The 21,284-nt window shown below is 41.6% G+C and carries 21 protein-coding genes; 17 read left to right on the top strand and 4 right to left on the bottom strand.

What is annotated here, in order from left to right; genetic code table 11:
- The first annotated feature begins 5 nt into the window (after positions 1–5).
- From pstA to phoU, 3 genes are read left to right on the top strand one after another with little or no spacing between them, the layout of a single operon-like run.
- The gene (pstA, locus tag PAND9192_RS18340; protein ID WP_087854908.1) at positions 6–1,643 is read left to right on the top strand and encodes a phosphate ABC transporter permease PstA; all 1,638 of its coding nucleotides are present in this window, start codon (positions 6–8) and stop codon (positions 1,641–1,643) included.
- Positions 1,644–1,673: 30 nt separating this feature from the next.
- Complete coding sequence (pstB, locus tag PAND9192_RS18335) at positions 1,674–2,510, top strand: phosphate ABC transporter ATP-binding protein PstB (RefSeq protein ID WP_087854907.1); 837 nt, start codon at positions 1,674–1,676, stop codon at positions 2,508–2,510.
- Positions 2,511–2,521: 11 nt separating this feature from the next.
- Positions 2,522–3,229 (top strand): phosphate signaling complex protein PhoU, encoded by a 708-nt coding sequence (phoU, locus tag PAND9192_RS18330; RefSeq protein WP_087854906.1) that lies wholly within the window; start codon positions 2,522–2,524, stop codon positions 3,227–3,229.
- 88 nt (positions 3,230–3,317) lie between these two features.
- Here phoU and PAND9192_RS18325 read toward each other — a convergent pair whose 3' ends face one another.
- Positions 3,318–4,058, bottom strand: a complete 741-nt coding sequence (locus PAND9192_RS18325; protein WP_087854905.1) for a copper homeostasis protein CutC — start codon at positions 4,056–4,058, stop codon at positions 3,318–3,320.
- A gap of 235 nt (positions 4,059–4,293) precedes the next feature.
- Positions 4,294–4,905, bottom strand: a complete 612-nt coding sequence (locus PAND9192_RS18320) for a peroxiredoxin C (RefSeq protein ID WP_060998974.1) — start codon at positions 4,903–4,905, stop codon at positions 4,294–4,296.
- 132 nt (positions 4,906–5,037) lie between these two features.
- Here PAND9192_RS18320 and PAND9192_RS18315 point away from each other — a divergent pair, with 132 nt between their 5' ends.
- From PAND9192_RS18315 to aceA, 3 genes are all read left to right on the top strand, one after another.
- Positions 5,038–5,940: a hydrogen peroxide-inducible genes activator gene (locus PAND9192_RS18315; protein WP_087854904.1), complete on the top strand. Its 903-nt coding sequence runs from the start codon at positions 5,038–5,040 to the stop codon at positions 5,938–5,940.
- Between the two features lie 679 nt (positions 5,941–6,619).
- Complete coding sequence (gene aceB / locus PAND9192_RS18310) at positions 6,620–8,233, top strand: malate synthase A (protein WP_087854903.1); 1,614 nt, start codon at positions 6,620–6,622, stop codon at positions 8,231–8,233.
- Between the two features lie 38 nt (positions 8,234–8,271).
- A complete protein-coding gene (gene aceA / locus PAND9192_RS18305; protein WP_060998979.1) occupies positions 8,272–9,579 on the top strand; it encodes an isocitrate lyase in 1,308 nt (435 codons plus the stop codon).
- 64 nt (positions 9,580–9,643) lie between these two features.
- Here the strand turns inward: aceA and PAND9192_RS18300 are convergent, their stop codons facing one another.
- Positions 9,644–10,141, bottom strand: coding sequence for a CBS domain-containing protein (locus PAND9192_RS18300; RefSeq protein WP_087854902.1), 498 nt, complete (start codon positions 10,139–10,141; stop codon positions 9,644–9,646).
- A gap of 271 nt (positions 10,142–10,412) precedes the next feature.
- On the opposite strand from PAND9192_RS18300, the gene queA reads away from it, so the two are divergent.
- The 5 genes from queA to secF all read left to right on the top strand — a co-directional run bounded on the left by queA (position 10,413) and on the right by secF (position 16,101).
- On the top strand, positions 10,413–11,465 hold the full coding sequence (gene queA / locus PAND9192_RS18295) for a tRNA preQ1(34) S-adenosylmethionine ribosyltransferase-isomerase QueA (RefSeq protein ID WP_087854901.1): 1,053 nt from the start codon (positions 10,413–10,415) through the stop codon (positions 11,463–11,465).
- A gap of 293 nt (positions 11,466–11,758) precedes the next feature.
- Positions 11,759–12,886 carry a tRNA guanosine(34) transglycosylase Tgt gene (gene tgt, locus PAND9192_RS18290; RefSeq protein ID WP_060998985.1) on the top strand — a complete coding sequence of 376 codons (1,128 nt, stop codon included), beginning with the start codon at positions 11,759–11,761 and terminating at the stop codon, positions 12,884–12,886.
- A gap of 26 nt (positions 12,887–12,912) precedes the next feature.
- A complete protein-coding gene (yajC, locus tag PAND9192_RS18285) occupies positions 12,913–13,251 on the top strand; it encodes a preprotein translocase subunit YajC (protein ID WP_060998987.1) in 339 nt (112 codons plus the stop codon).
- Positions 13,252–13,287: 36 nt separating this feature from the next.
- Positions 13,288–15,141 (top strand): protein translocase subunit SecD, encoded by a 1,854-nt coding sequence (gene secD / locus PAND9192_RS18280; RefSeq protein ID WP_087854900.1) that lies wholly within the window; start codon positions 13,288–13,290, stop codon positions 15,139–15,141.
- Between the two features lie 12 nt (positions 15,142–15,153).
- Positions 15,154–16,101, top strand: a complete 948-nt coding sequence (gene secF / locus PAND9192_RS18275) for a protein translocase subunit SecF (protein WP_087854899.1) — start codon at positions 15,154–15,156, stop codon at positions 16,099–16,101.
- 136 nt (positions 16,102–16,237) lie between these two features.
- Here the strand turns inward: secF and suhB are convergent, their stop codons facing one another.
- Positions 16,238–17,038, bottom strand: coding sequence for an inositol-1-monophosphatase (gene suhB / locus PAND9192_RS18270; protein ID WP_060998992.1), 801 nt, complete (start codon positions 17,036–17,038; stop codon positions 16,238–16,240).
- Positions 17,039–17,282: 244 nt separating this feature from the next.
- On the opposite strand from suhB, the gene trmJ reads away from it, so the two are divergent.
- From trmJ to hscB, 6 genes are all read left to right on the top strand, one after another.
- On the top strand, positions 17,283–18,023 hold the full coding sequence (trmJ, locus tag PAND9192_RS18265) for a tRNA (cytosine(32)/uridine(32)-2'-O)-methyltransferase TrmJ (protein WP_087854898.1): 741 nt from the start codon (positions 17,283–17,285) through the stop codon (positions 18,021–18,023).
- A 109-nt stretch (positions 18,024–18,132) separates the two neighbouring features.
- Positions 18,133–18,648 carry a Fe-S cluster assembly transcriptional regulator IscR gene (gene iscR, locus PAND9192_RS18260; protein ID WP_060998996.1) on the top strand — a complete coding sequence of 172 codons (516 nt, stop codon included), beginning with the start codon at positions 18,133–18,135 and terminating at the stop codon, positions 18,646–18,648.
- Between the two features lie 31 nt (positions 18,649–18,679).
- Entirely contained in the window at positions 18,680–19,894 is a 1,215-nt protein-coding gene (locus PAND9192_RS18255; RefSeq protein ID WP_087854897.1) for an IscS subfamily cysteine desulfurase, read from the top strand.
- A 33-nt stretch (positions 19,895–19,927) separates the two neighbouring features.
- Positions 19,928–20,314, top strand: a complete 387-nt coding sequence (iscU, locus tag PAND9192_RS18250; RefSeq protein WP_036795849.1) for a Fe-S cluster assembly scaffold IscU — start codon at positions 19,928–19,930, stop codon at positions 20,312–20,314.
- Positions 20,315–20,330: 16 nt separating this feature from the next.
- Positions 20,331–20,654: an iron-sulfur cluster assembly protein IscA gene (iscA, locus tag PAND9192_RS18245; protein WP_060999002.1), complete on the top strand. Its 324-nt coding sequence runs from the start codon at positions 20,331–20,333 to the stop codon at positions 20,652–20,654.
- A gap of 88 nt (positions 20,655–20,742) precedes the next feature.
- On the top strand, positions 20,743–21,258 hold the full coding sequence (gene hscB / locus PAND9192_RS18240) for a co-chaperone HscB (RefSeq protein WP_087854928.1): 516 nt from the start codon (positions 20,743–20,745) through the stop codon (positions 21,256–21,258).
- Positions 21,259–21,284 lie beyond the last annotated feature (26 nt).

Below are 21,284 nucleotides of genomic sequence, written 5' to 3'. Positions count from 1 at the left end.
CAGCAATGATTAAATGGTTTAAATCCGGTTCGCCATGGATTTGGTTAACAGCAGGTGCGGTCAGTTTAAGTTTAGTGGCTGTGCTTGGCTTGTTATTATTGATAGGTTACAAAGGCTTAAGTTATTTTTGGCCTGCGCCTGTGTATCAGTTTGATGTCAACCTTAATGGTAAGCATCAAGTGGTGGTTGGTGAGCTTTATCAGCGAACTATGATACCAGTCGATCAACTCGCTGATGCAGGAGTCGATGTCAGCCAGTTTACTCAAGATAGCGTGCCGCGTTATTTGATTAAAACAGGCAATCGTGGTCAGGGCGCATTAGATTTCTTAACCGTATTAAGCACTCAAATTGTTGATCAAAAAATTGCCAATAATATTGCCGTGGTCGATCGCGAAAGTAATGGTAAGTTTTATGGTTATCCGCTTCATGTGATTGAAGCGGGTGAGCCGCAGCCGTTATCACAGTTACCTGATGCATTAGCACAAGCAGATAAAGTACGCTCTGAATTACGTTCATTGCAAAGTAACGAGATTGCCAATATTAACTGGCATTTAGAACGCTTAAGAATTGAAAAACGGCGGCTAGAATTAAGTGGTAAGCTCACCACTGCAGATGGCTTACGTATTGATCGTGAGCAAGCTAATTACAATACGATTTATAAGAATATTGAGAATCGGTTATTTGCGCTGCAACGGCAACTCGATAACGATGCCCTAGTATTACGCGATCAAAATGGCACCGATGTGACTATTCCAATGATGCAAGTGTTGGATATGTGGCGGCCTAATAATTTATCGTGGTTTGAAAAAGTACAGCACTGGGGGCATCAGGTTTATAAGTTTTTAACCGAAGCACCACGTGAAGCCAATACTGAAGGCGGCGTGTTTCCTGCCATTTTTGGTACGGTATTTATGGTGTTATTAATGAGCGTGATGGTGACGCCATTAGGGGTGCTGGCTGCGGTTTATTTACATGAGTACGCCAGCAATAATCGGTTAACTAAACTGATCCGTATAGCAGTGATTAACCTCGCCGGTGTGCCATCGATAGTGTATGGCGTTTTTGGATTAGGTTTCTTTGTGTATATGGTGGGTGGCACCATTGATGATGTGTTTTTCTCAGCTCAATTGCCAACCCCTACGTTTGGTACGCCGGGCATTTTATGGTCAGCATTAACCCTCGCGATTATGACCTTACCAGTGGTGATTGTGTCAACCGAAGAAGGCTTAGCGCGGATTCCAAGTTCAGTCCGTAATGGTTCATTAGCACTTGGCGCAACCCAAGCTGAAACCTTATGGCGGATTGTATTACCAATGGCAAGCCCTGCAATCATGACGGGACTTATTTTAGCGGTGGCGCGTGCAGCAGGTGAAGTTGCACCATTGATGCTGGTGGGAGTGGTAAAAATGGCGCCAACATTACCGCTTGATATGCATTTTCCTTATGTTCACTTGGATAGAAAATTCATGCACTTAGGCTACCATGTCTATGATGTTGCATTTCAAAGCCCAAATGTTGAAGCGGCGCGGCCATTAGTCTACGCCACCTCATTTTTATTAGTGACGGTTATTATCAGTTTAAACTTAACCGCTATTGCTATTCGAAATCATCTACGAGAAAAATTTCGCGCCTTAGAGCAGTAACGGTGAGTATTTATAACACGAGATTTAACTATGTATAACGATCATTCTCTCTTTACCGATACGTCGCCATCAGGGCTCTTTGCGCCGTTGGATTTGTCGTTATTGGCTGATGAAAAAACAGCACTATCGATTGAAGGCTTAAACCTGCATTATGGTCAGACTCAAGCCTTGTTTGATATTAATATGCGCATAGCAAAAGGACAGGTAACTGCCTTTATCGGCCCTTCAGGCTGTGGTAAGTCGACCTTGTTAAGCTGCATTAACCGTATGAATGACCTAATTGATGGTTGCCATATTGACGGTAAAGTCATGCTTCATGGACAGAATGTGTACGATAAAAATGTCGATGTTGCAGCACTTAGACGTCAAGTTGGAATGGTGTTTCAGCGTCCTAATCCGTTCCCGAAGTCAATTTATGAAAATGTAGTTTATGGATTGCGTTTACAAGGGGTTAGCGATCGACGCGTACTTGATGATGCGGTGGAAAATTCACTGCGTTCAGCAGCATTATGGGATGAGGTCAAAGGTCGCCTGCATGAAAATGCATTTGGTCTTTCTGGCGGTCAGCAACAACGATTAGTGATCGCACGTGCGATAGCGATTGAACCTGAAATTCTGTTATTAGATGAACCGACATCAGCATTGGATCCAATTTCAACCTTAACCATTGAAGAATTGATTAATGATCTTAAGGCTAAATACACCGTTATTATCGTGACGCATAACATGCAACAAGCGGCGCGAGTTTCAGATCAAACTGCTTTTATGCATATGGGGGAGCTGGTGGAATATACCAGTACCAATGATATATTTACGACTCCCAAAGAAAAACGCACTGAAGATTATATTACTGGGCGTTATGGTTAAGGAACAACATGATGTTAAATACAATTAGCCTTGGCCGTCATATTTCAGGTCAGTTTAACCATGAATTAGAAAGTATTCGTACCTATGTATTAGCTATGGGAGGCTTGGTTGAGCAACAGTTGGCCGATAGCTTAAAAGCGCTGCATAAGCAAAATGAAGAATTAGCCAAGCGCGTAATTCGAGACGATCATAAAGTTAATGCAATGGAAGTTGCGATTGATGAAGCGTGTACTCGTATTATTGCTAAGCGCCAACCAACGGCCAGTGATTTACGGTTGGTGATTGCGATCATTAAAACCATTACCGATTTAGAGCGGATTGGTGATGTTGCCGAAAGTATTGCTAAAGTGGCATCTGAGAACTTTACCAATAAACAATATAACTTATTAGTGTCATTGGAATCGTTAGGTCAACATGCGGTGCGAATGCTGCATGAAACACTCGATGCTTTTGCACGGATGGATGTCAAAGCTGCAATTGAAGTCTATCAAGAAGATGATCGTATTGATCGTGAATATGAAGCCATCATACGCCAATTAATGACTTATATGATGGAAGAGCCTAATTCGATTCCTAATGTAATGAAGGTGATGTGGGCTGCGCGTTCAATTGAGCGAGTCGGCGATCGTTGTCAAAATATCTGCGAATATATTATCTATTTTGTGCAAGGCAAAGATATTCGCCACACTAATCCAGAAGATATTAAAAACATGTTGTAGCACCACGAAAGTAAAGTTGCCGTGGTGAATAGTAAACGGGACGTGATGAGTTATTACGTCCCGATTTAATAATAACAAAGGAGTGTTATCACAATTTAAGTTGAGCAACCACTGCGGCAATATTTTCTACGCCTGTAATCGGAATTTCAAAATCATCAATATCAGCACTGCCCATATGTGCTTGTTTCGCAACAGTGGTCATTTTGCTTGGACGGGTAGTTTTACCTGATAAGTGGACTTCATTTATGCCTGTGCGAGCAATAATTTCACGTACATTATGACTATTAACTCCCGCACCAGCCATAATCTTTAACCGCTCACCGCAATATTGATGCATGCGGTTAATCATACTAATACCGTCATAAGCATTGGCTTGTAAACCCGAAGTGAGAATACGTTCACAACCCGCTGCCATAATGGCATCCAGTGCCGCCATAGGTTCAACACATTGATCAATCGCGCGGTGAAAAGTAACTCCCATCCCTTGAGCTTGTTTAACAAGGCTGGTTAAAATATCGCTATCAACCAAACTCTGTGGTGTTAATACGCCAACCACAACTCCTTGCAGTCGAGCCTGCTTAGCTGCGTAAATATCTGCCAACATCATTTCGACATCGTCACTGTTAAACAGAAAGTCACCTTGGCGAGGGCGAATCATCGCATAAACGGGAACTGTGGCATATTTAGCTGCGGCCTGCATAAATCCAGCGCTAGGTGTGAGCCCGCCCAATGCTAACGAGGAGCACAGTTCAATTCGAGTTGCTCCACCTTGCTCGGCATAATGGAGTGATTCAAGATTATCGATACAAACTTCAAGTTGAATAGTCATTGATAATTAACGGTATTATAAAAGAGGGGTTTCAGTGTAGAAGATAATTGCAACAGGGGCGAACAGCGGTGATGAATAATGTGCGCTAGGTTGAAAACGAAACGATCGAGTAAAAAGCAGATAAAAAAAAGGGCTCGGTATATTCCGAGCCTCATTCTATTTTTATTTGAGCTGACTTTGGCTCTATGTAGCACTAATGCAATTTATAACACCGTGAGCATGGTGTTACAGGTAATTACTTCTTACCTAGGTCTGCAGTGTGCTCAGATAGGTAGTCTGCTACACCTTTTGGTGATGCATCCATACCTGCTTTACCTTCTTCCCACTGTGCAGGACATACTTCGCCGTGCTTCTGGTGGAAGTTCAATGCATCAACCATGCGTAGCATTTCATCGATGTTACGACCTAGTGGTAGATCGTTAATTACTTGGTGACGAACTAAGCCGTCTTCATCGATAAGGAATGAACCACGGAAAGCAACACCCGCTTCTGGATGCTCAACATCGTAAGCTTTGCAGATTTCGTGCTTAATATCAGCAACTAGTGGGTATTTAACTTGACCGATACCGCCGTCTTCAACAGCAGTGTTACGCCATGCGTTGTGTGAGAATTGTGAATCAATTGAAACACCAATCACTTCAACACCTTTCGCTTGGAAATCTTCAAAGCGCTTATCAAAAGCAATTAGCTCTGATGGGCATACAAAAGTGAAGTCTAGTGGGTAGAAGAAAACAACAGCTTTCTTACCTTTAGTAAACTCTGCAAAGTTGAATGAATCAACGATTTCGCCGTTACCTAAAACAGCTGCAGCAGTAAAATCTGGTGCTTGACGACCTACTAGTACCATTTTGGTGCTCCTTAAATATTTGGTTATTGTCGACCTTTAGGGGCTGACGCCATACTTGGACGAGACAAACTATAGCTAAACTGTTAAATTGAAAAAAGCAGAATAAATAGATTGAAGTAATCGAAAAATACGATGAATAAATTCCCATCACTTAAACAACTCCATTATTTAGTTACTCTATCGGAAACCCACCATTTTGGCGAAGCAGCTAAACGGTGTTTTGTGAGCCAGTCGACATTAAGTTCTGGTATTCAGAATCTTGAAGAGTTACTTGATTGCCACTTAGTAGAGCGTGATACCAAGGCAAAAACCTTAGTTTTTACTTCTATGGGGGAACAAGTTGTCGATAGGGCGCGTGAGCTATTAGCGTGTAGTCGTGATTTAGTCGAGCTTTCTCGTTGCAGTGGTGATGTGATGGAAGGCCCATTGCGGGTAGGTTGTATTCCTACTATCGCCCCTTTTTTATTGTGCGGCTTAGTGCAGCAAGTCAATATTTTATACCCCAAGCTTAATTTACTCCTGCGTGAAGATACGACTGTTAATTTATTAGAAGCACTTCAGCATGGTGAAATGGATGTACTAATTTTAGCGCTACCAGTTGATATTCATGGCATGTCGAGCAAGGTTGTTGGCCGTGATGGATTTAAAATGGTGATCAGTAAAAATCAAGCAGCTTCAGTAACCATGCCATTACATTATGCTGATTTGCCCGATAAATCGGTTTTCTTACTAGAGAAAGAACACTGTTTAACGGAGCATGCAGTTTCTGCGTGTAAATTGACCTCAAAAGAAAAAATAAATCCTTTCACTGCAACCAGCTTACATACACTCGTACAAATGGTTGCCAATGGCTTGGGAACGACATTCATTCCTGAAATGGCAATTAAACACGGCATTTTAGAAAATCAAAACTTAGTGGTTATTGAGCCACCAGGTCAAGATGCATACCGTGAAATTGGTTTAGTGTGGCGACCAACATCAAGCCGTACTGTTGTATTTGAAAAGCTGGGTGAGATTGTTAAAGGCTTACTGTAAAAGCGAGTTAATTGCGAGTGGTATGACACCAGCCTGAACTAATTATAATAATGACAAGAGAGGTTATTATGATTATTTGGGCATTTTTGTGGGTATTATATTGGCTATGGTTATTAATGATGGTTTTTAGAGCAATAAACTATTTTTTTGCGAATGAGTAAAAGATTATATTATCGAGTATTTTATCTATAAGTTGCTGTTTTGTTGAATAAATCTGTTTCATCTTGCAAACTAATCCCTTCCTCTCTTTTAAATATTTAATGCAACCTGTTTCATTTTGTTGTTTTTTGATAATTAATTATTATATTTATTATGCGGTTATATATATTTTAAAAATCACTTCCTGTTTTAAACGCAATTTTGAATAAATATTATTATCGCCGTTAATGTAATTTAATTACGTAACCACATACAAAAAGCCATTATTTAAACATAAATTTAAATTCCGAGTAAATAGCTAAGATTTTTGTGAATTTGGTATTTTACATATTCCAGTTTGGTTTTTAAGTTATTGATATTTAAGTTTTTGTGTTTTGTGGTGGGTTTTTAAATACGGTTATTTATTTGCATTCCTACTACTGTTACGGCAACGTAAATATATGCTTTAAATTGTTTAACAGGGAGTCATTGCTTTTATTATTGATAAAAGTGGTGATTAAGTTACATGCTGGAGGCGCATATGATAGAAACAGCCATTCAAGCGAATGATCATACTCAGTTATTACTGCAGCAACCTCTGACAGAGCAGCAACAACAGATTATCACCGCCGATGCGTTAGCATTTATTGAGCGGTTAGTTGAACGTTTCGCTGATCGAGTACCGTTATTGTTAGAGGCGCGTGAACAACAGCAATTAGCGATTGATCGTGGCCAACTACCTGACTTTTTACCAGACACTCGCGCTATCAGAGAGGCTGAGTGGAAAATACAAAATATTCCTCATGATTTACAAGATCGCCGCGTAGAGATTACTGGCCCTGTCGATCGTAAAATGGTGATAAATGCCTTAAATGCTAACGTAAAAGTATTTATGGCTGACTTTGAGGACTCCTTTTCACCATCGTGGAATGCCATTATTGATGGTCACCAAAATTTGCGTGATGCGGTCAATGGCACCATTAGCTATACCCATCCTCAAACGGGTAAACATTATCAGCTTGATGATGATCCCGCGGTATTGATTTGCCGTGTTCGTGGTCTGCATTTAGTTGAAAAAAATATCCTTTGGAATGGTCAGCCGATTCCAGGCGCATTAGTCGATTTTGCGTTGTATTTTTATCTCAATCATCAAGCACTTTTAGCCAAAGGCAGTGGTCCTTATTTTTATTTACCAAAGCTGCAAGCATATCGAGAGGCTGCTTGGTGGAGTGATGTCTTTAGTTATACCGAAGATGAATTTGGTTTAACCCGTGGCACTATCAAGGCTACGGTATTAATTGAAACCTTACCGGCAGCGTTTGAGATGGATGAAATATTATTCAATCTTAAACAACATATTGTCGGATTAAACTGTGGTCGTTGGGATTATATTTTCAGTTATATAAAAACCTTACGAAATTTCCCTGAGCGTATTTTGCCTGATCGCCAAGTGGTAACCATGGAGAAACCTTTTCTAAATGCCTATTCACGGTTACTTGTTCGTACTTGTCATCGTCGTGGTGCATTAGCAATGGGAGGCATGGCCGCTTTTATTCCAGCTAAAGATCCTCAGCAACAAGCATGGGTATTAAATAAGATTCAAACTGATAAAGCCCTTGAAGCTAATAATGGTCACGATGGTACTTGGGTTGCGCATCCGGGGTTAGCTGATACAGCCCGCGCAATTTTTGATGATGTACTTGATCAACGCATTAACCAATTAAATGTGAGTCGTGAACAAGATGCACCTATTACTGCGGCAGAATTATTAGCCCCTTGTGATGGTGAGCGTACAGAAGCGGGTATGCGGCACAATATTCGCGTGGCTGTGCAATATATTGAAGCATGGATCTCGGGTAATGGTTGTGTGCCTATTTACGGCTTAATGGAAGATGCTGCTACCGCAGAAATAGCAAGAGCGTCAATTTGGCAGTGGATAAAACACGGTAAAACGCTATCTAATGGCCAAGTGGTGACTAAGGCATTATTTGCACAAATGTTGACTGAAGAAATGCAAGTATTGCAGCAAGAGTTAGGCCAAGAACGTATTGAGAGTGGTCGTTTTAAAGAAGCGACGTATTTGATGTCGCACTTAGCGACCAGTGATGAGTTAGATAACTTCTTAACCTTAAAAGGTTATGACTATTTAGTGTAATAACGGATTACCGCCATATTGACTAGAGGGATATTATTATGACATTAACTCGCCAACAACAAATTGCTGCCCTAGAACAAGATTGGGCTGAAAATCCACGCTGGAAACACGTGAAGCGTACTTATACTGCTGAAGAGGTTGTTAATCTTCGTGGTTCATTTATTCCTGAAAATACTATCGCTCAACGTGGTGCTGATAAATTATGGGAATTGGTCAATGGTAGTGCGAAAAAAGGCTATGTGAACTGTTTAGGTGCTCTAACTGGGGGGCAAGCTGTTCAACAAGCTAAAGCAGGCATTGAAGCGATTTATTTATCAGGCTGGCAAGTTGCTGCTGATAATAATACCGCATCAGCAATGTATCCTGATCAGTCACTCTATCCTGTTGATTCAGTGCCAGCGGTAGTGAAGCGTATCAATAATTCTTTCCGTCGTGCTGATCAGATTCAATGGTCAAATGGTGGTTCACCAGCAGACGGTGTTGATTATTTCTTACCGATTGTCGCTGATGCTGAGGCCGGATTTGGCGGTGTACTCAATGCGTATGAATTGATGCGTAATATGATTGAAGCAGGTGCGGCTGGAGTGCACTTTGAAGATCAATTAGCGTCAGTGAAAAAATGTGGCCATATGGGCGGCAAAGTATTAGTGCCGACTCAAGAAGCGGTACAAAAATTAGTTGCCGCACGTTTAGCGGCGGATGTGGCTGGGACCACAACCTTAGTGATTGCACGAACCGATGCTAATGCGGCTGATTTGCTAACATCAGATTGCGATCCGTATGATAAAGACTTTATTATCGGCGATCGCTCTGCCGAAGGTTTTTATCGTGTTCGCGCTGGCATTGATCAAGCCATTGCACGTGGTTTAGCCTATGCCCCATATGCTGATTTAATTTGGTGTGAAACGGCAAAACCATGTTTAGAAGAAGCACGTAAATTTGCTGAAGCAATTCATGAGCAATACCCTGATCAGTTATTAGCCTATAACTGTTCACCATCGTTTAATTGGGAAAAGAATTTAGATGCTGAAACCATCGCTAAATTCCAACAAGAATTAGCCGACATGGGTTATAAGTACCAGTTTATTACGCTCGCGGGTATTCATAATATGTGGTTTAACATGTTTGAGTTAGCACATGCTTACGCGCAAGGTGAAGGTATGCGCCATTACGTTGAAAAAGTACAGCGTCCAGAGTTTGAAGCGGCAAATAAAGGCTATACCTTTGTTGCTCATCAGCAGGAAGTAGGAACGGGTTATTTTGATACCATGACCAATACTATTCAAGGTGGCAACTCGTCAGTAACAGCACTGACAGGATCTACCGAAGAAGAACAGTTTAAGTAATCATGGTTAATAAGTGATTTATCTATCGAGGGGAGCATTATGCTCCCTTTTTTGAGCGTGCTTATCAGTCACGTTCGATGTCGATATCACCAATATCACTCAGATCATCAAGGCGATCTTGGTCTTGTTCTAGTGGATCTACTTCATCTTGCATTTCAAGTAATGTCACGGCGATGGCAACAAAATCACTGTTGGTGATAATGCCGACCAGTTGTTGATTATCAACCACAGGTAAACAACCAATTTGATGTTTTTGCATATACAGTGCCGCTTCTTTAAGACCAGCATGGCTATCAACACTAAAAACATCACGATTCATGCAATGTTCCAGTAATACGTCTAGTGGTGAGTGGCTATGGTTGGCAATCACGGATTTTAAATTAGAGTCTTGAGCGGCAAGCACATCGCGTTGAGAAATTAACCCTAAGAGATGGTGATTATGATCGGTGATCGGTATATGGCGAATAGACAGGGTTTGCATCATCTCTTTAGCATCAAGTAGAGAATCATTACGAGATAATGTATGTGGTTTTGGCGTCATCATATCGGCAACAGTAAACATAGAAACCTCCTGTTTTTATACGATTGCTAATTATTTTTTCCTGATTTCCTGGTTTGAATGTAGCGAATTATTAGCGGCTATCCCATGATCATGGTCATAAATTTCAAATGTCACCAATGATTAACTGTTAGCTATTATATGTAAATCAAGACAGCGGTGATTATTCGACTGCGGTTTTATTATCGAAAATACGCTTTAATTGCCTCGGGGTTTCGCATCTTTGGTGGAGTTAAGTATAATGCCCGCCTGCTGTTATTGAAGGCGTATTACGATGCAAGTTTCTGATTTTGATTTTGAGTTACCAGACGAGCTGATTGCTCGCTACCCACAACCTGAGCGTACTGCGAGTCGTTTGCTACATATGACGGGCAATAGCGGTGAATTAGCACATAAAGGTTTTAAAGATGTGTTAGACCTCGTTGAGGCTGGGGATTTATTAGTTTTTAATAATACCCGTGTTATTCCTGCGCGTATGTATGGTCATAAAGCGTCTGGTGGTAAAATTGAAGTGTTAGTTGAGCGGATGTTAGATGATAAATCTATTTTGGCTCACGTACGCGCATCTAAACCGCCAAAGCCTGGTAATGAATTATTATTAGGTGAGCATGGTGAGTTTTCTGCTGAAATGGTTGCTCGCCACGATACGCTGTTTGAAATTCGTTTTAACAGTGATAAAACGGTGCTGGAAATTTTAGATCAGGTAGGGCATATGCCATTACCTCCTTATATTGATCGCCCCGACGAAGATGCTGATAAAGAGCGTTACCAGACGGTATATAACGCTAAACCTGGTGCGGTAGCAGCACCAACGGCGGGTTTGCATTTTGACGATAAACTGATGGCTGATTTAAAAGCCAAAGGGGTTAATTTTGCTTTTGTAACTTTGCATGTTGGCGCGGGTACTTTTCAACCGGTACGTGTTGATGACATTAATGATCACCACATGCATTCTGAATATGTTGAAGTACCACCAGAAGTGGTGACTGCAGTTAATCAAACCCGTGCTAATGGTGGTCGAATTATTGCTGTGGGTACCACATCAGTACGTTCATTAGAAAGTGCGGCGCAAGATGCAGTTAAAAATGGCACTGAGCTCAAACCATTTTTTGGTGATACTGAAATCTTTATTTACCCAGGTTACCAATTCCAGTTAGTTGATGTATTAATTACTAACTTCCACTTACCAGAATCAACTCTGATTATGTTGGTAAGTGCATTTGCAGGTTATGAGCATACGATGAATGCTTATCATCAAGCGGTTGCTAATCAATATCGTTTCTTTAGTTACGGTGATTCGATGTTTATTACCCGTAAAAAGATGTGATATTGATTGCGTTAACACTTATTAAAAATTAAGTATTTAGGCTGCTTTTTGTTACAATTGCAGCCTTTGTTGCCTCTGCTACATGAGATAAATTTATTTCTGTAGAATTTACAACATAATAAATGCTTTTGGCTGCGGTTGAGCGTTACTATCATTGCTAGTAATTCGAGGCTGTCAGTAGCAATGGTCGTTATTAACGGCCATTATTTTTGTGGCTGATCAGGCAATCGCCTGTGGGGCTTAATCCTGTAATGGGAACCTGTCAGATTGTTTCTCTGGCTTTTGGAGGTCTTGTGAAATTTGAATTAGATAAAACTCAAGGTCGTGCACGTCGCGGTCGTTTGCAGTTTGAACGTGGAACAGTAGAAACACCAGCATTTATGCCTGTAGGTACTTACGGTACTGTAAAAGGCATGACACCTGAAGAAGTGGAAGATACTGGTGCTCAAATTATTCTAGGTAATACGTTCCATTTATGGTTACGTCCTGGACAAGAAGTGATGAAGATGCACGGCGACTTGCATGACTTTATGCAATGGAAAGGCCCAATCTTAACCGATTCAGGCGGCTTCCAAGTATTTAGCCTTGGTGCATTACGTAAAATCACTGAAGAAGGTGTTCATTTCCGTAACCCTGTTAACGGTGACAAGATTTTCATGGACGCTGAAAAGTCGATGGAAATTCAAAAAGACCTTGGTTCAGATATCGTAATGATCTTTGACGAATGTACGCCATACCCAGCGACTCATGATGAAGCGAAAAAGTCGATGGAGATGTCTCTTCGTTGGGCTCAACGTAGCCGCAATCACTTTGATAAGCTTGAAAATCCAAATGCACTATTTGGTATTGTTCAAGGTGGTGTATACGAAGATCTACGTGATGTATCAGTTGCAGGCCTAACCAAGATTGGTTTTGATGGTTATGCCGTTGGTGGTTTGGCGGTTGGTGAGCCAAAAGAAGACATGCACCGTATTCTTGAGCACACATGTCCACAACTACCAGAAGACAAGCCTCGTTACCTAATGGGTGTAGGTAAGCCTGAAGACCTAGTTGAAGGTGTACGTCGCGGTATCGACATGTTTGACTGTGTAATGCCGACGCGAAATGCGCGAAATGCACACCTGTTTGTGACTGGCGGTGTGATCAAGATCCGTAATGCGAAACATAAAACAGATACAACACCACTAGATCCTGATTGTGACTGTTACACTTGTCGTCATTATTCAAAAGCGTATTTATATCACCTAGATAAATGTAATGAGATTCTAGGTGCACGCTTAAATACTATTCACAACTTACGTTACTACCAACGTTTAATGGCAAGTATTCGTAAGTCGATTGAAGAAGATCGTTTCGATGCATTTGTAGAAGAATTCTACGCGCGTCGTGACCGTGAAGTTCCACCATTACAAATTGTATAAATCATAATAAATCGAGGACGTTATAAATGAGCTTTTTTATCTCTCAAGCACATGCAGCAACTGAAGGCGCTGCTCAAGGTGGTTCACCGTACCAGTTATTCATTATGCTGGGTCTGTTTGCTGTTATCTTTTACTTCATGATTTACCGTCCACAAGCTAAGCGTGTTAAAGAACACAAGACGCTAATGAGCTCGATGAGTAAAGGCGATGAAGTAATGACTAACGGTGGTCTTTTAGGCCGTATTACTAAGTCATCATCTGAAAGTGATTACATCGTTCTTGCGCTAAACGACAATACTGAAGTAACTATCAAAAAAGACTTCATTACTGCAGTTTTGCCAAAAGGCACAATGAAGTCTCTATAAGACGCTAAAAAACATTCGCTTTGAAGGATCATAGCAGTGCTTAACCGATACCCTTTGTGGAAGAACTTATTAGTGTTGTTCGCACTAATTATAGGTTTGCTTTATGCACTTCCCAACGTATACGGTGAAGATCCAGCGATTCAAGTAACTGGGGCGCGTGGCGCCTCAGTTACTATGAGCGCTTTGGATACTGTCACCGAAGATTTAAAAAAGAACAATATCCCTTATAAGTCAGTTGTTTTTGAAAAAGGCTCAATACTAGTCCGTTTCAAGGATACTGATACTCAAATCAGCGCTCGCGATATTCTAAATAGTGAATTAGGTGACAACTATATTGTTGCACTCAATCTCGCACCTTCAACACCGTCTTGGCTAGAAGCAATTGGTGCTACACCAATGAAGCTTGGTCTTGATTTGCGTGGTGGTGTTCATTTCCTTATGGAAGTGGATATGGATGCGGCGATGGAAAAACTATTAGGCCAGCAAGAAGAAACCTTCAGAGCTGAATTACGCCAACAGAAAATTCGCTATCGTGCCATCGATAAAACCAAACAAACGGTCTCTGTACGTTTACGTGATGCAGCTCAATTAGAGCAAGCAAAAGCGGTATTAGAGCCACTTCATCCTGATATGGTATTTACTGAAACTGATACCAAAGGACGTTTTGTTTTAACAGCTGGTTTTTCTGAAGCGCGTCTTCAAGAAATTCGCAATTATGCTGTTGAGCAAAATATTACTATTTTACGTAACCGTGTTAATGAATTAGGTGTTGCCGAACCATTGGTACAACGTCAGGGCGCTAACCGAATTGTGGTTGAGCTACCTGGTGTTCAAGATACTGCGCGCGCGAAAGAAATTTTAGGTGCAACCGCTACGCTTGAGTTCCGTGAAGTTGATAGTAATGCTGATCTTGGTGCAGCCGCAGCAGGGCGAGTACCTGCGGGTAGTGAAGTGAAGATGACCCGTGATGGTCGTCCAGCAGTATTGAAAAAACGCGTAATTCTAGCAGGTTCTCATATTACAGATGCAACCTCAAGTGCAGATGAATATGGTCGTCCACAGGTGAATATTTCGCTAGATACTGAAGGCGGCAGCAAAATGACGGCGTTCTCACGTAATAATGTCGGTAAATTAATGGCGACAGTATTTACTGAGTACAAAGACAGCGGTAATCGTACACCTGAAGGTAAAGTGATACTTGAAAAGCACGAAGAAGTGATCAACCAAGCGACCATTCAAACGGCACTTGGACGTAACTTCCGCATTACAGGTATTGATTCTCAACCAGAAGCACATAACCTTGCACTATTGTTACGTGCTGGTGCTTTGATTGCACCTATTTCGATCGTTGAAGAACGTACAATTGGTCCATCTATGGGTCAACAAAATATCGATATGGGTATTCAGGCGTGTATCTGGGGGATGGTGGCAGTTATGCTATTTACCTTATTGTACTACCGTGGTTTTGGTTTAATTGCCAACTTAGCATTGATGATGAATCTGGTATTGATTATTGGTGTGATGTCGATGATCCCAGGTGCAACTATGACCTTGCCAGGTATTGCCGGTATTGTATTAACCGTCGGTATGGCCGTTGATGCGAATGTGCTTATCTTTGAACGTATTCGTGAAGAATTACGTGAAGGTCGAAGCCCTCAGCAAGCGATCCAACAAGGTTATGCCAATGCGTTTAGTACCATTGCCGATGCCAATATCACCACCTTAATGACAGCAATTATTTTGTTTGCTGTCGGTACAGGTGCAATTAAAGGTTTTGCAGTGACATTATCGATCGGTATTTTAACCTCGATGTTTACCGCAATTATCGGTACTCGTGCCGTGGTTAACTTAATCTATGGCGGTAAACGCATAGATAAGTTGTCAATCTAGGAGGACGCATAAATGAAACAGTTATTGAATAGCGATAAAGTTACCGATTTTATGCGTTGGTCAAAATTAGCGTTTATTTTCTCGCTAATGATGATTGCAGCTTCTATTGCGACAATATCAACCAAAGGCTTGAATTGGGGCTTAGACTTTACTGGCGGTACGCTGATTGAAGTGAGCTTTAAAGAGCCGGCCGATTTACCGCTAATTCGAGAATCATTGGCAAAATCAGGCTTTGGCGATGCCATCGTGCAGAACTTTGGTACTGCGCGTGATGTGATGGTGCGGTTGCAACCTCGTGATGGAATTAAAGGCGAAATCCTGGGGAACCAGATTATTGATGCCCTAAAAACTGGCACAGGTCAGCAAGTTGAAATGCGTCGAGTAGAATTTGTTGGCCCTAATGTGGGTGATGAATTAGCCGAAGCGGGTGGCTTGGCGATTCTTATCGCATTACTGTGTATTCTGCTTTATGTATCAGTGCGTTTTGAATGGCGTTTAGCCGCAGGTGCGGTGTTGTCATTGGCACACGATATTATCATTACTGTTGGTATTTTTTCGATTCTACAAATTGAAGTTGATTTAACGATTGTGGCAGCATTACTAACGGTAGTGGGTTATTCACTTAACGATACTATCGTAGTGTTTGACCGTATTCGAGAAAACTTCCGTAAGATGCGCAAACAAACCGCTGAAGAAATTATGAACAGCTCTCTTTCTCAAACATTGAGCCGAACATTAATTACTTCCAGCACCACCTTGTTTGTTGTTATTGCGTTGTTCTTAAAAGGCGGCGCAATGATTCAAGGGTTTGCATTAGCACTATTGATTGGTATTACCGTCGGTACTTACTCTTCAATCTATGTGGCATCAGCGTTAGCGCTTAAATTGGGTATCACCCGTGAGCACTTAATGCCGACACCATTAGATAAAGAAGGTGAAGAAATTGATGCGATGCCATAGCCGTAAGTAGCTTCTACTATCGGTAAAGTCATCATTAATTATGCGGAGTCTTCGGACTCCGTTTTTTATAGGCAACAAAAAACGCCCTGCTGTTAATACCAGCAGGGCGTTTTATTTAGCGGGTTGTAATCAATGATTACTTAGCCAGAGCGTCGCTACCGAATTCACGGATTTTAGCAAGCATTGGCTTAACTACACGTGCGTTACCAGCAACAATGTTACCAGTCGTTAGGTAGTTAGTGTTACCCGTAAAGTCAGCACAGATAGCACCAGCTTCACGCGCGATTAATTCACCAGCAGCAAGTTCCCAAGGCTTTTGGCCTAACTTGAATACACCGTCAACACGGCCAGCAGCTAGGTAACAAAGATCCAATGCAGTACAACCTGATTGACGCATGTCATCACATTCTACAAATAAAGCATTTTGGATTTTTAGGTAGCTTTCAGCGTGTTGTTTAGCAGCAAAAGGAAGACCTGTTGCTAACACAGTACCTGTTAGATCACGTGGCTGAGATGCACGTAGACGTAGGCTATTAAGTTGCGCGCCTGCACCACGAGTAGCCGTGAACAGTTCGTTACGAGCTGGGTCGTAAACTGCAGCAACTTCTGTACGACCACGCATGCGTAGTGCGATAGAAACTGCATAGTGAGGATAACCACGAACGAAGTTCTTGGTGCCATCCACTGGGTCAATTATCCACTGACACTCTTTGTCACGTCCTTCTTTCGTACCAGACTCAGCTGCAATGATGCAGTGATCAGGGTAAGATTTTAGGATTGTCTCGATGATGATAGCTTCTGCTTCATGATCGATATTGGTAACAACATCATTACCTTTATTAGCAACCTCAATAGATTGAGGTTTTTCTAGAGATTTAATGACATGGTCACCAGCCTTTCGCACAGCGCGAATGGCAATATTAAGCATCGGATGCATAGGATTTTCCCAACGGATGTTAAAGAACTAAAAAGCGGCGGCGAGTATAACAGAGCTATAAAAAAAAGGAAGTGGTTATTTTTTCGACGTTAGCGAGTGCTGAAAAAATGAATAATGACGGTATTTTATTTATTGATGACAGTAATGACTAATAACAACCATCAAATAGACATGTTTTCTTCATTTTTGTTATGGCTGTGCTACTATCTCTGAGCGTTAAATTAGACTGGAATATAGCGACATCATGTTAGATAAAATTCGCGTTGTCCTCATTGGCACGTCACATCCTGGAAATATCGGTTCTGCAGCTCGCGCAATGAAAGTTATGGGGTTAACCAACCTTGTTCTTGTTGATCCTGCCTGTGAAATTGACAGTCATACAATTGCTTTAGCAGCCGGTGCCGCCGATGTGGTTAAGAACGCTAAGATTGTAAAAACATTAGATGAAGCCGTTGCTGATTGCGGATTAGTTGTTGGCTCAAGTGCACGTTCTCGCACCTTAGAGTGGCCACAATTGGATCCTCGCGAAAATGGCATTAAAGTTATCGCAGAGTCTGAACAGCACCCGGTAGCCATATTATTTGGTCGTGAGCGTACTGGCCTGACTAATGAAGAATTACAAAAATGTCATTGTCATGTTTATATTCCAGCTAACCCTGAATATAGTTCATTGAACCTTGCAATGGCAGTTCAAACGGTAACCTACGAAGTTCGTATGGCATACCTTGATGCGACCAAGCATCAATCTACAGCGGTTGTTGATGAATACCCACGTGCTGATGAACTTGAACGGTTTTATGAGCATCTTGAAAAAGTAACCAGCCAAACGCGATTTATTAATAAAAATCATCCAGGCATGGTAATGGTAAAATTACGCCGCATGTTTACCCGTGCTCGTCCTGAGCAGCAGGAACTAAATATTTTACGCGGCATTCTATCGTCAGTAGAAAAGACGATTGAAACCTTAGAGAAGAACAATAAATAACGGCTTTCGCAAGCCAGCGAAAGACCTACTGTTTTAGTGGGTTAAATACTTGACCAAATTAGTCGGGTATGAGAGACTGCCTCTATAAATTCAAGTAGGTAGCCATGTTATGAAGTTGACTTCAAAAGGAAGATACGCTGTGACGGCAATGTTAGATGTAGCATTGCATTCACATAATGGACCAGTACCGTTGGCTGATATTTCAGAACGTCAAGGGATCTCGTTGTCCTACCTAGAACAACTCTTTTCGCGTCTTCGTAAAGCGGGCTTAGTAACAAGTGTTCGCGGTCCAGGTGGTGGTTATCGCCTCGGTGAAGATGCCGCCAATATTGCTGTTGGTATGGTTATCGCAGCAGTAGATGAATCAGTTGATGCCACTAAGTGTCAAGGTAAAGGTGGTTGCCAAGGTGGTGTTCGTTGTTTAACTCATACCTTATGGCATGATCTCAGTGATCGCATCAGCGGATTTTTAAATAACATCACTCTTGGTGAGCTGATGAAGGATAATGATGTACAAACAATTGCTGATCGTCAGGATGTAATCCTACAAGGTAATAATAAAACATCATTTGCAAATAAAAAATCACACGACAGCGCCCCTATCGGTGTCGATGTCCGCTCCTAGAGACCAGACGTTCGTGTTTTCGGAGAAGAAAATGAAACTGCCAATATATTTTGATTACTCTGCAACTTGCCCTGTTGATCCACGTGTTGCTGAGAAAATGGTTCAGTGTTTAACAATGGATGGTACGTTTGGTAATCCAGCGTCACGTTCACACCGTTATGGCTGGCAAGCGGAAGAAGCAGTTGATACTGCTCGTGAGTATATTGCTGAGCTAATCAACGCCGATCCTCGTGAAATTGTATTTACCTCAGGTGCTACAGAATCTGATAACCTTGCAATTAAAGGTGCTGCCCACTTTTATAACAAGAAAGGTAAGCACGTTATTACATGTAAAACTGAGCACAAAGCGGTTCTTGACCCATGTCGTCAATTAGAGCGTGAAGGTTATGAGGTAACTTACCTTGAGCCTGAATCAAATGGTCTTATTGATTTGGCTAAACTACGCGACGCAATGCGTGAAGATACTGTGCTGGTTTCTATTATGCATGTGAACAACGAAATTGGTGTTGTTCAAGATATCGCTGCTATTGGTGAAATTTGTCGTGAAAATAAGACAATTTTCCATGTTGATGCTGCACAATCAGCGGGTAAACTGCCGATTGATGTGCAAACAATGAAAGTGGACTTAATCTCATTTTCTGCGCACAAGATCTACGGTCCTAAAGGCATTGGTGCATTATATGTACGTCGTAAGCCGCGTATTCGTCTTGAAGCGCAAATGCACGGTGGCGGTCATGAACGTGGTTTCCGTTCTGGTACTCTACCAACGCACCAAATTGTTGGTATGGGCGAAGCATTCCGCATTGCTAAGTTAGAAATGGCACAAGATTACCAACACGCTGTTGATATGCGTGAGCGCTTGCTAAAAGGCCTTGAAGGTATCGAAGAGATGTCTATCAATGGCGATATTGAGCACCGTATTCCCAACAACCTAAACATCAGTTTTGCGTTTGTTGAAGGCGAGTCATTATTAATGGCATTGAAAGATCTTGCTGTATCATCAGGCTCTGCATGTACATCAGCGAGCTTAGAGCCTTCTTATGTACTACGTGCATTAGGTTTAAATGATGAACTTGCACATAGTTCAATCCGTTTCTCTTTTGGTCGTTTCACAACGGCTGAAGAAATTGATTACGCAGTAGTTCAAATTAAACAAGCAGTCGACAAGCTACGTGCAATGTCACCTCTTTGGGATATGTTCAAAGAAGGCATTGATTTAGATACGGTTGAGTGGGCACACCACTAATCTGCGGTTAGGCATTATTCGAGGGAATTTATCATGGCATATAGTGAAAAAGTCATCGATCATTATGAAAATCCGCGTAACGTGGGTTCATTTGACAACGACGATAAAAACATTGGCAGCGGTATGGTGGGTGCACCAGCCTGTGGCGATGTAATGAAACTTCAGATCAAAGTGACTGAAGATGGCATCATTGAAGATGCAAAGTTTAAAACTTACGGTTGTGGTTCTGCTATCGCATCAAGTTCACTGATCACCGAGTGGGTGAAAGGTAAAACATTAGACGAAGCGGCATCAATTAAGAACTCTGCAATTGCAGAAGAGCTTGAATTACCGCCAGTTAAGGTTCACTGTTCAATTCTTGCAGAAGATGCAATTAAAGCAGCAGTTAGCGATTATAAGAAGAAACACGAACAAAAATAATTCTGAGGTTTGAAGTATGGCCATTACTATCACTGAAGCGGCAGCAAGTCGCGTATCGAGTTTTTTAGCTAACCGTGGCAAAGGTATCGGTTTGCGCCTCGGAGTTCGCACTTCAGGATGTTCGGGTATGGCGTATATCCTTGAGTTCGTTGATAACCTTGACGAAGGGGATCAAGTCTTTGAAGAGCAAGGCGTAAAAATTATCGTTGATGCTAAAAGCATGGTTTACTTAGATGGTACCGAGCTTGATTTTGCCAAAGAAGGCCTTAATGAAGGCTTTAAATTTAATAACCCTAACGTGTCTAGCGAATGTGGTTGTGGTGAAAGCTTCAACGTATAATTGCGCATAGTGTTTTATTAAACCTGGCTGCTGGCCGCCATTATGGCGAGTGAGTTGTCAGGTTTATTTTTTATATATGGTTGCGATTATGAATCATTTCGAATTATTTGGATTGCCGTTTCAGTTTGATGTTGATGGCAGTTTATTAGCAACACAATTTCGTGAGTTACAGCGTCGATTCCATCCGGATAATTTTGCTACTGCATCTGAGCGTGATCGATTACTGTCGGTACAAAAAGCGGCTCAGATTAACGATGCTTTTCAAACGTTAAAGAATCCAGTCTCTCGTGCCGAATATATGCTTTCTGAACGCGATGAAGATATTCGTGGTGAGCAAAAGACACTGCAAGATATGGATTTCTTGATGCAGCAAATGGAGCTGCGGGAAGCGTTAGAAGCAATTTCTGAGTGTGCTGATCCTGAATCTGCATTAGTAGATTTTGAACAACAAGCCACAGTTATGTATCAACAACAGTTACAGAAACTGGCACAATTGCTTAATCAAGAAAATTGGTTTGAAGCTGCAGATGCAGTACGTAAGTTAAAGTTTATTGTTAAGTTGCGTGATGAAGTCGAACGTCTTGAAGAATCATTATTTGACTAATCATCAACTTGCGTTATTTAGACAGG

This window comes from Photobacterium andalusiense, assembly GCF_900185625.1.
Taxonomy (GTDB): Bacteria; Pseudomonadota; Gammaproteobacteria; order Enterobacterales; family Vibrionaceae; genus Photobacterium; species Photobacterium aquimaris.
This window is presented reverse-complemented; position numbering and strand designations above follow the sequence as displayed.

What these genes read in the sequence shown, in the direction of transcription:
- pstA (WP_087854908.1), top strand. Translation starts at nt 6, where the DNA reads ATGATTAAATGGTTTAAATCCGGTTCGCCATGGATTTGGTTAACAGCA.
- pstB (WP_087854907.1), top strand. Translation starts at nt 1,674, where the DNA reads ATGTATAACGATCATTCTCTCTTTACCGATACGTCGCCATCAGGGCTC.
- phoU (WP_087854906.1), top strand. Translation starts at nt 2,522, where the DNA reads ATGTTAAATACAATTAGCCTTGGCCGTCATATTTCAGGTCAGTTTAAC.
- PAND9192_RS18325 (WP_087854905.1), bottom strand. Translation starts at nt 4,058, where the DNA reads ATGACTATTCAACTTGAAGTTTGTATCGATAATCTTGAATCACTCCAT.
- PAND9192_RS18320 (WP_060998974.1), bottom strand. Translation starts at nt 4,905, where the DNA reads ATGGTACTAGTAGGTCGTCAAGCACCAGATTTTACTGCTGCAGCTGTT.
- PAND9192_RS18315 (WP_087854904.1), top strand. Translation starts at nt 5,038, where the DNA reads ATGAATAAATTCCCATCACTTAAACAACTCCATTATTTAGTTACTCTA.
- aceB (WP_087854903.1), top strand. Translation starts at nt 6,620, where the DNA reads ATGATAGAAACAGCCATTCAAGCGAATGATCATACTCAGTTATTACTG.
- aceA (WP_060998979.1), top strand. Translation starts at nt 8,272, where the DNA reads ATGACATTAACTCGCCAACAACAAATTGCTGCCCTAGAACAAGATTGG.
- PAND9192_RS18300 (WP_087854902.1), bottom strand. Translation starts at nt 10,141, where the DNA reads ATGTTTACTGTTGCCGATATGATGACGCCAAAACCACATACATTATCT.
- queA (WP_087854901.1), top strand. Translation starts at nt 10,413, where the DNA reads ATGCAAGTTTCTGATTTTGATTTTGAGTTACCAGACGAGCTGATTGCT.
- yajC (WP_060998987.1), top strand. Translation starts at nt 12,913, where the DNA reads ATGAGCTTTTTTATCTCTCAAGCACATGCAGCAACTGAAGGCGCTGCT.
- secF (WP_087854899.1), top strand. Translation starts at nt 15,154, where the DNA reads ATGAAACAGTTATTGAATAGCGATAAAGTTACCGATTTTATGCGTTGG.
- suhB (WP_060998992.1), bottom strand. Translation starts at nt 17,038, where the DNA reads ATGCATCCGATGCTTAATATTGCCATTCGCGCTGTGCGAAAGGCTGGT.
- trmJ (WP_087854898.1), top strand. Translation starts at nt 17,283, where the DNA reads ATGTTAGATAAAATTCGCGTTGTCCTCATTGGCACGTCACATCCTGGA.
- iscR (WP_060998996.1), top strand. Translation starts at nt 18,133, where the DNA reads ATGAAGTTGACTTCAAAAGGAAGATACGCTGTGACGGCAATGTTAGAT.
- PAND9192_RS18255 (WP_087854897.1), top strand. Translation starts at nt 18,680, where the DNA reads ATGAAACTGCCAATATATTTTGATTACTCTGCAACTTGCCCTGTTGAT.
- iscU (WP_036795849.1), top strand. Translation starts at nt 19,928, where the DNA reads ATGGCATATAGTGAAAAAGTCATCGATCATTATGAAAATCCGCGTAAC.
- iscA (WP_060999002.1), top strand. Translation starts at nt 20,331, where the DNA reads ATGGCCATTACTATCACTGAAGCGGCAGCAAGTCGCGTATCGAGTTTT.
- hscB (WP_087854928.1), top strand. Translation starts at nt 20,743, where the DNA reads ATGAATCATTTCGAATTATTTGGATTGCCGTTTCAGTTTGATGTTGAT.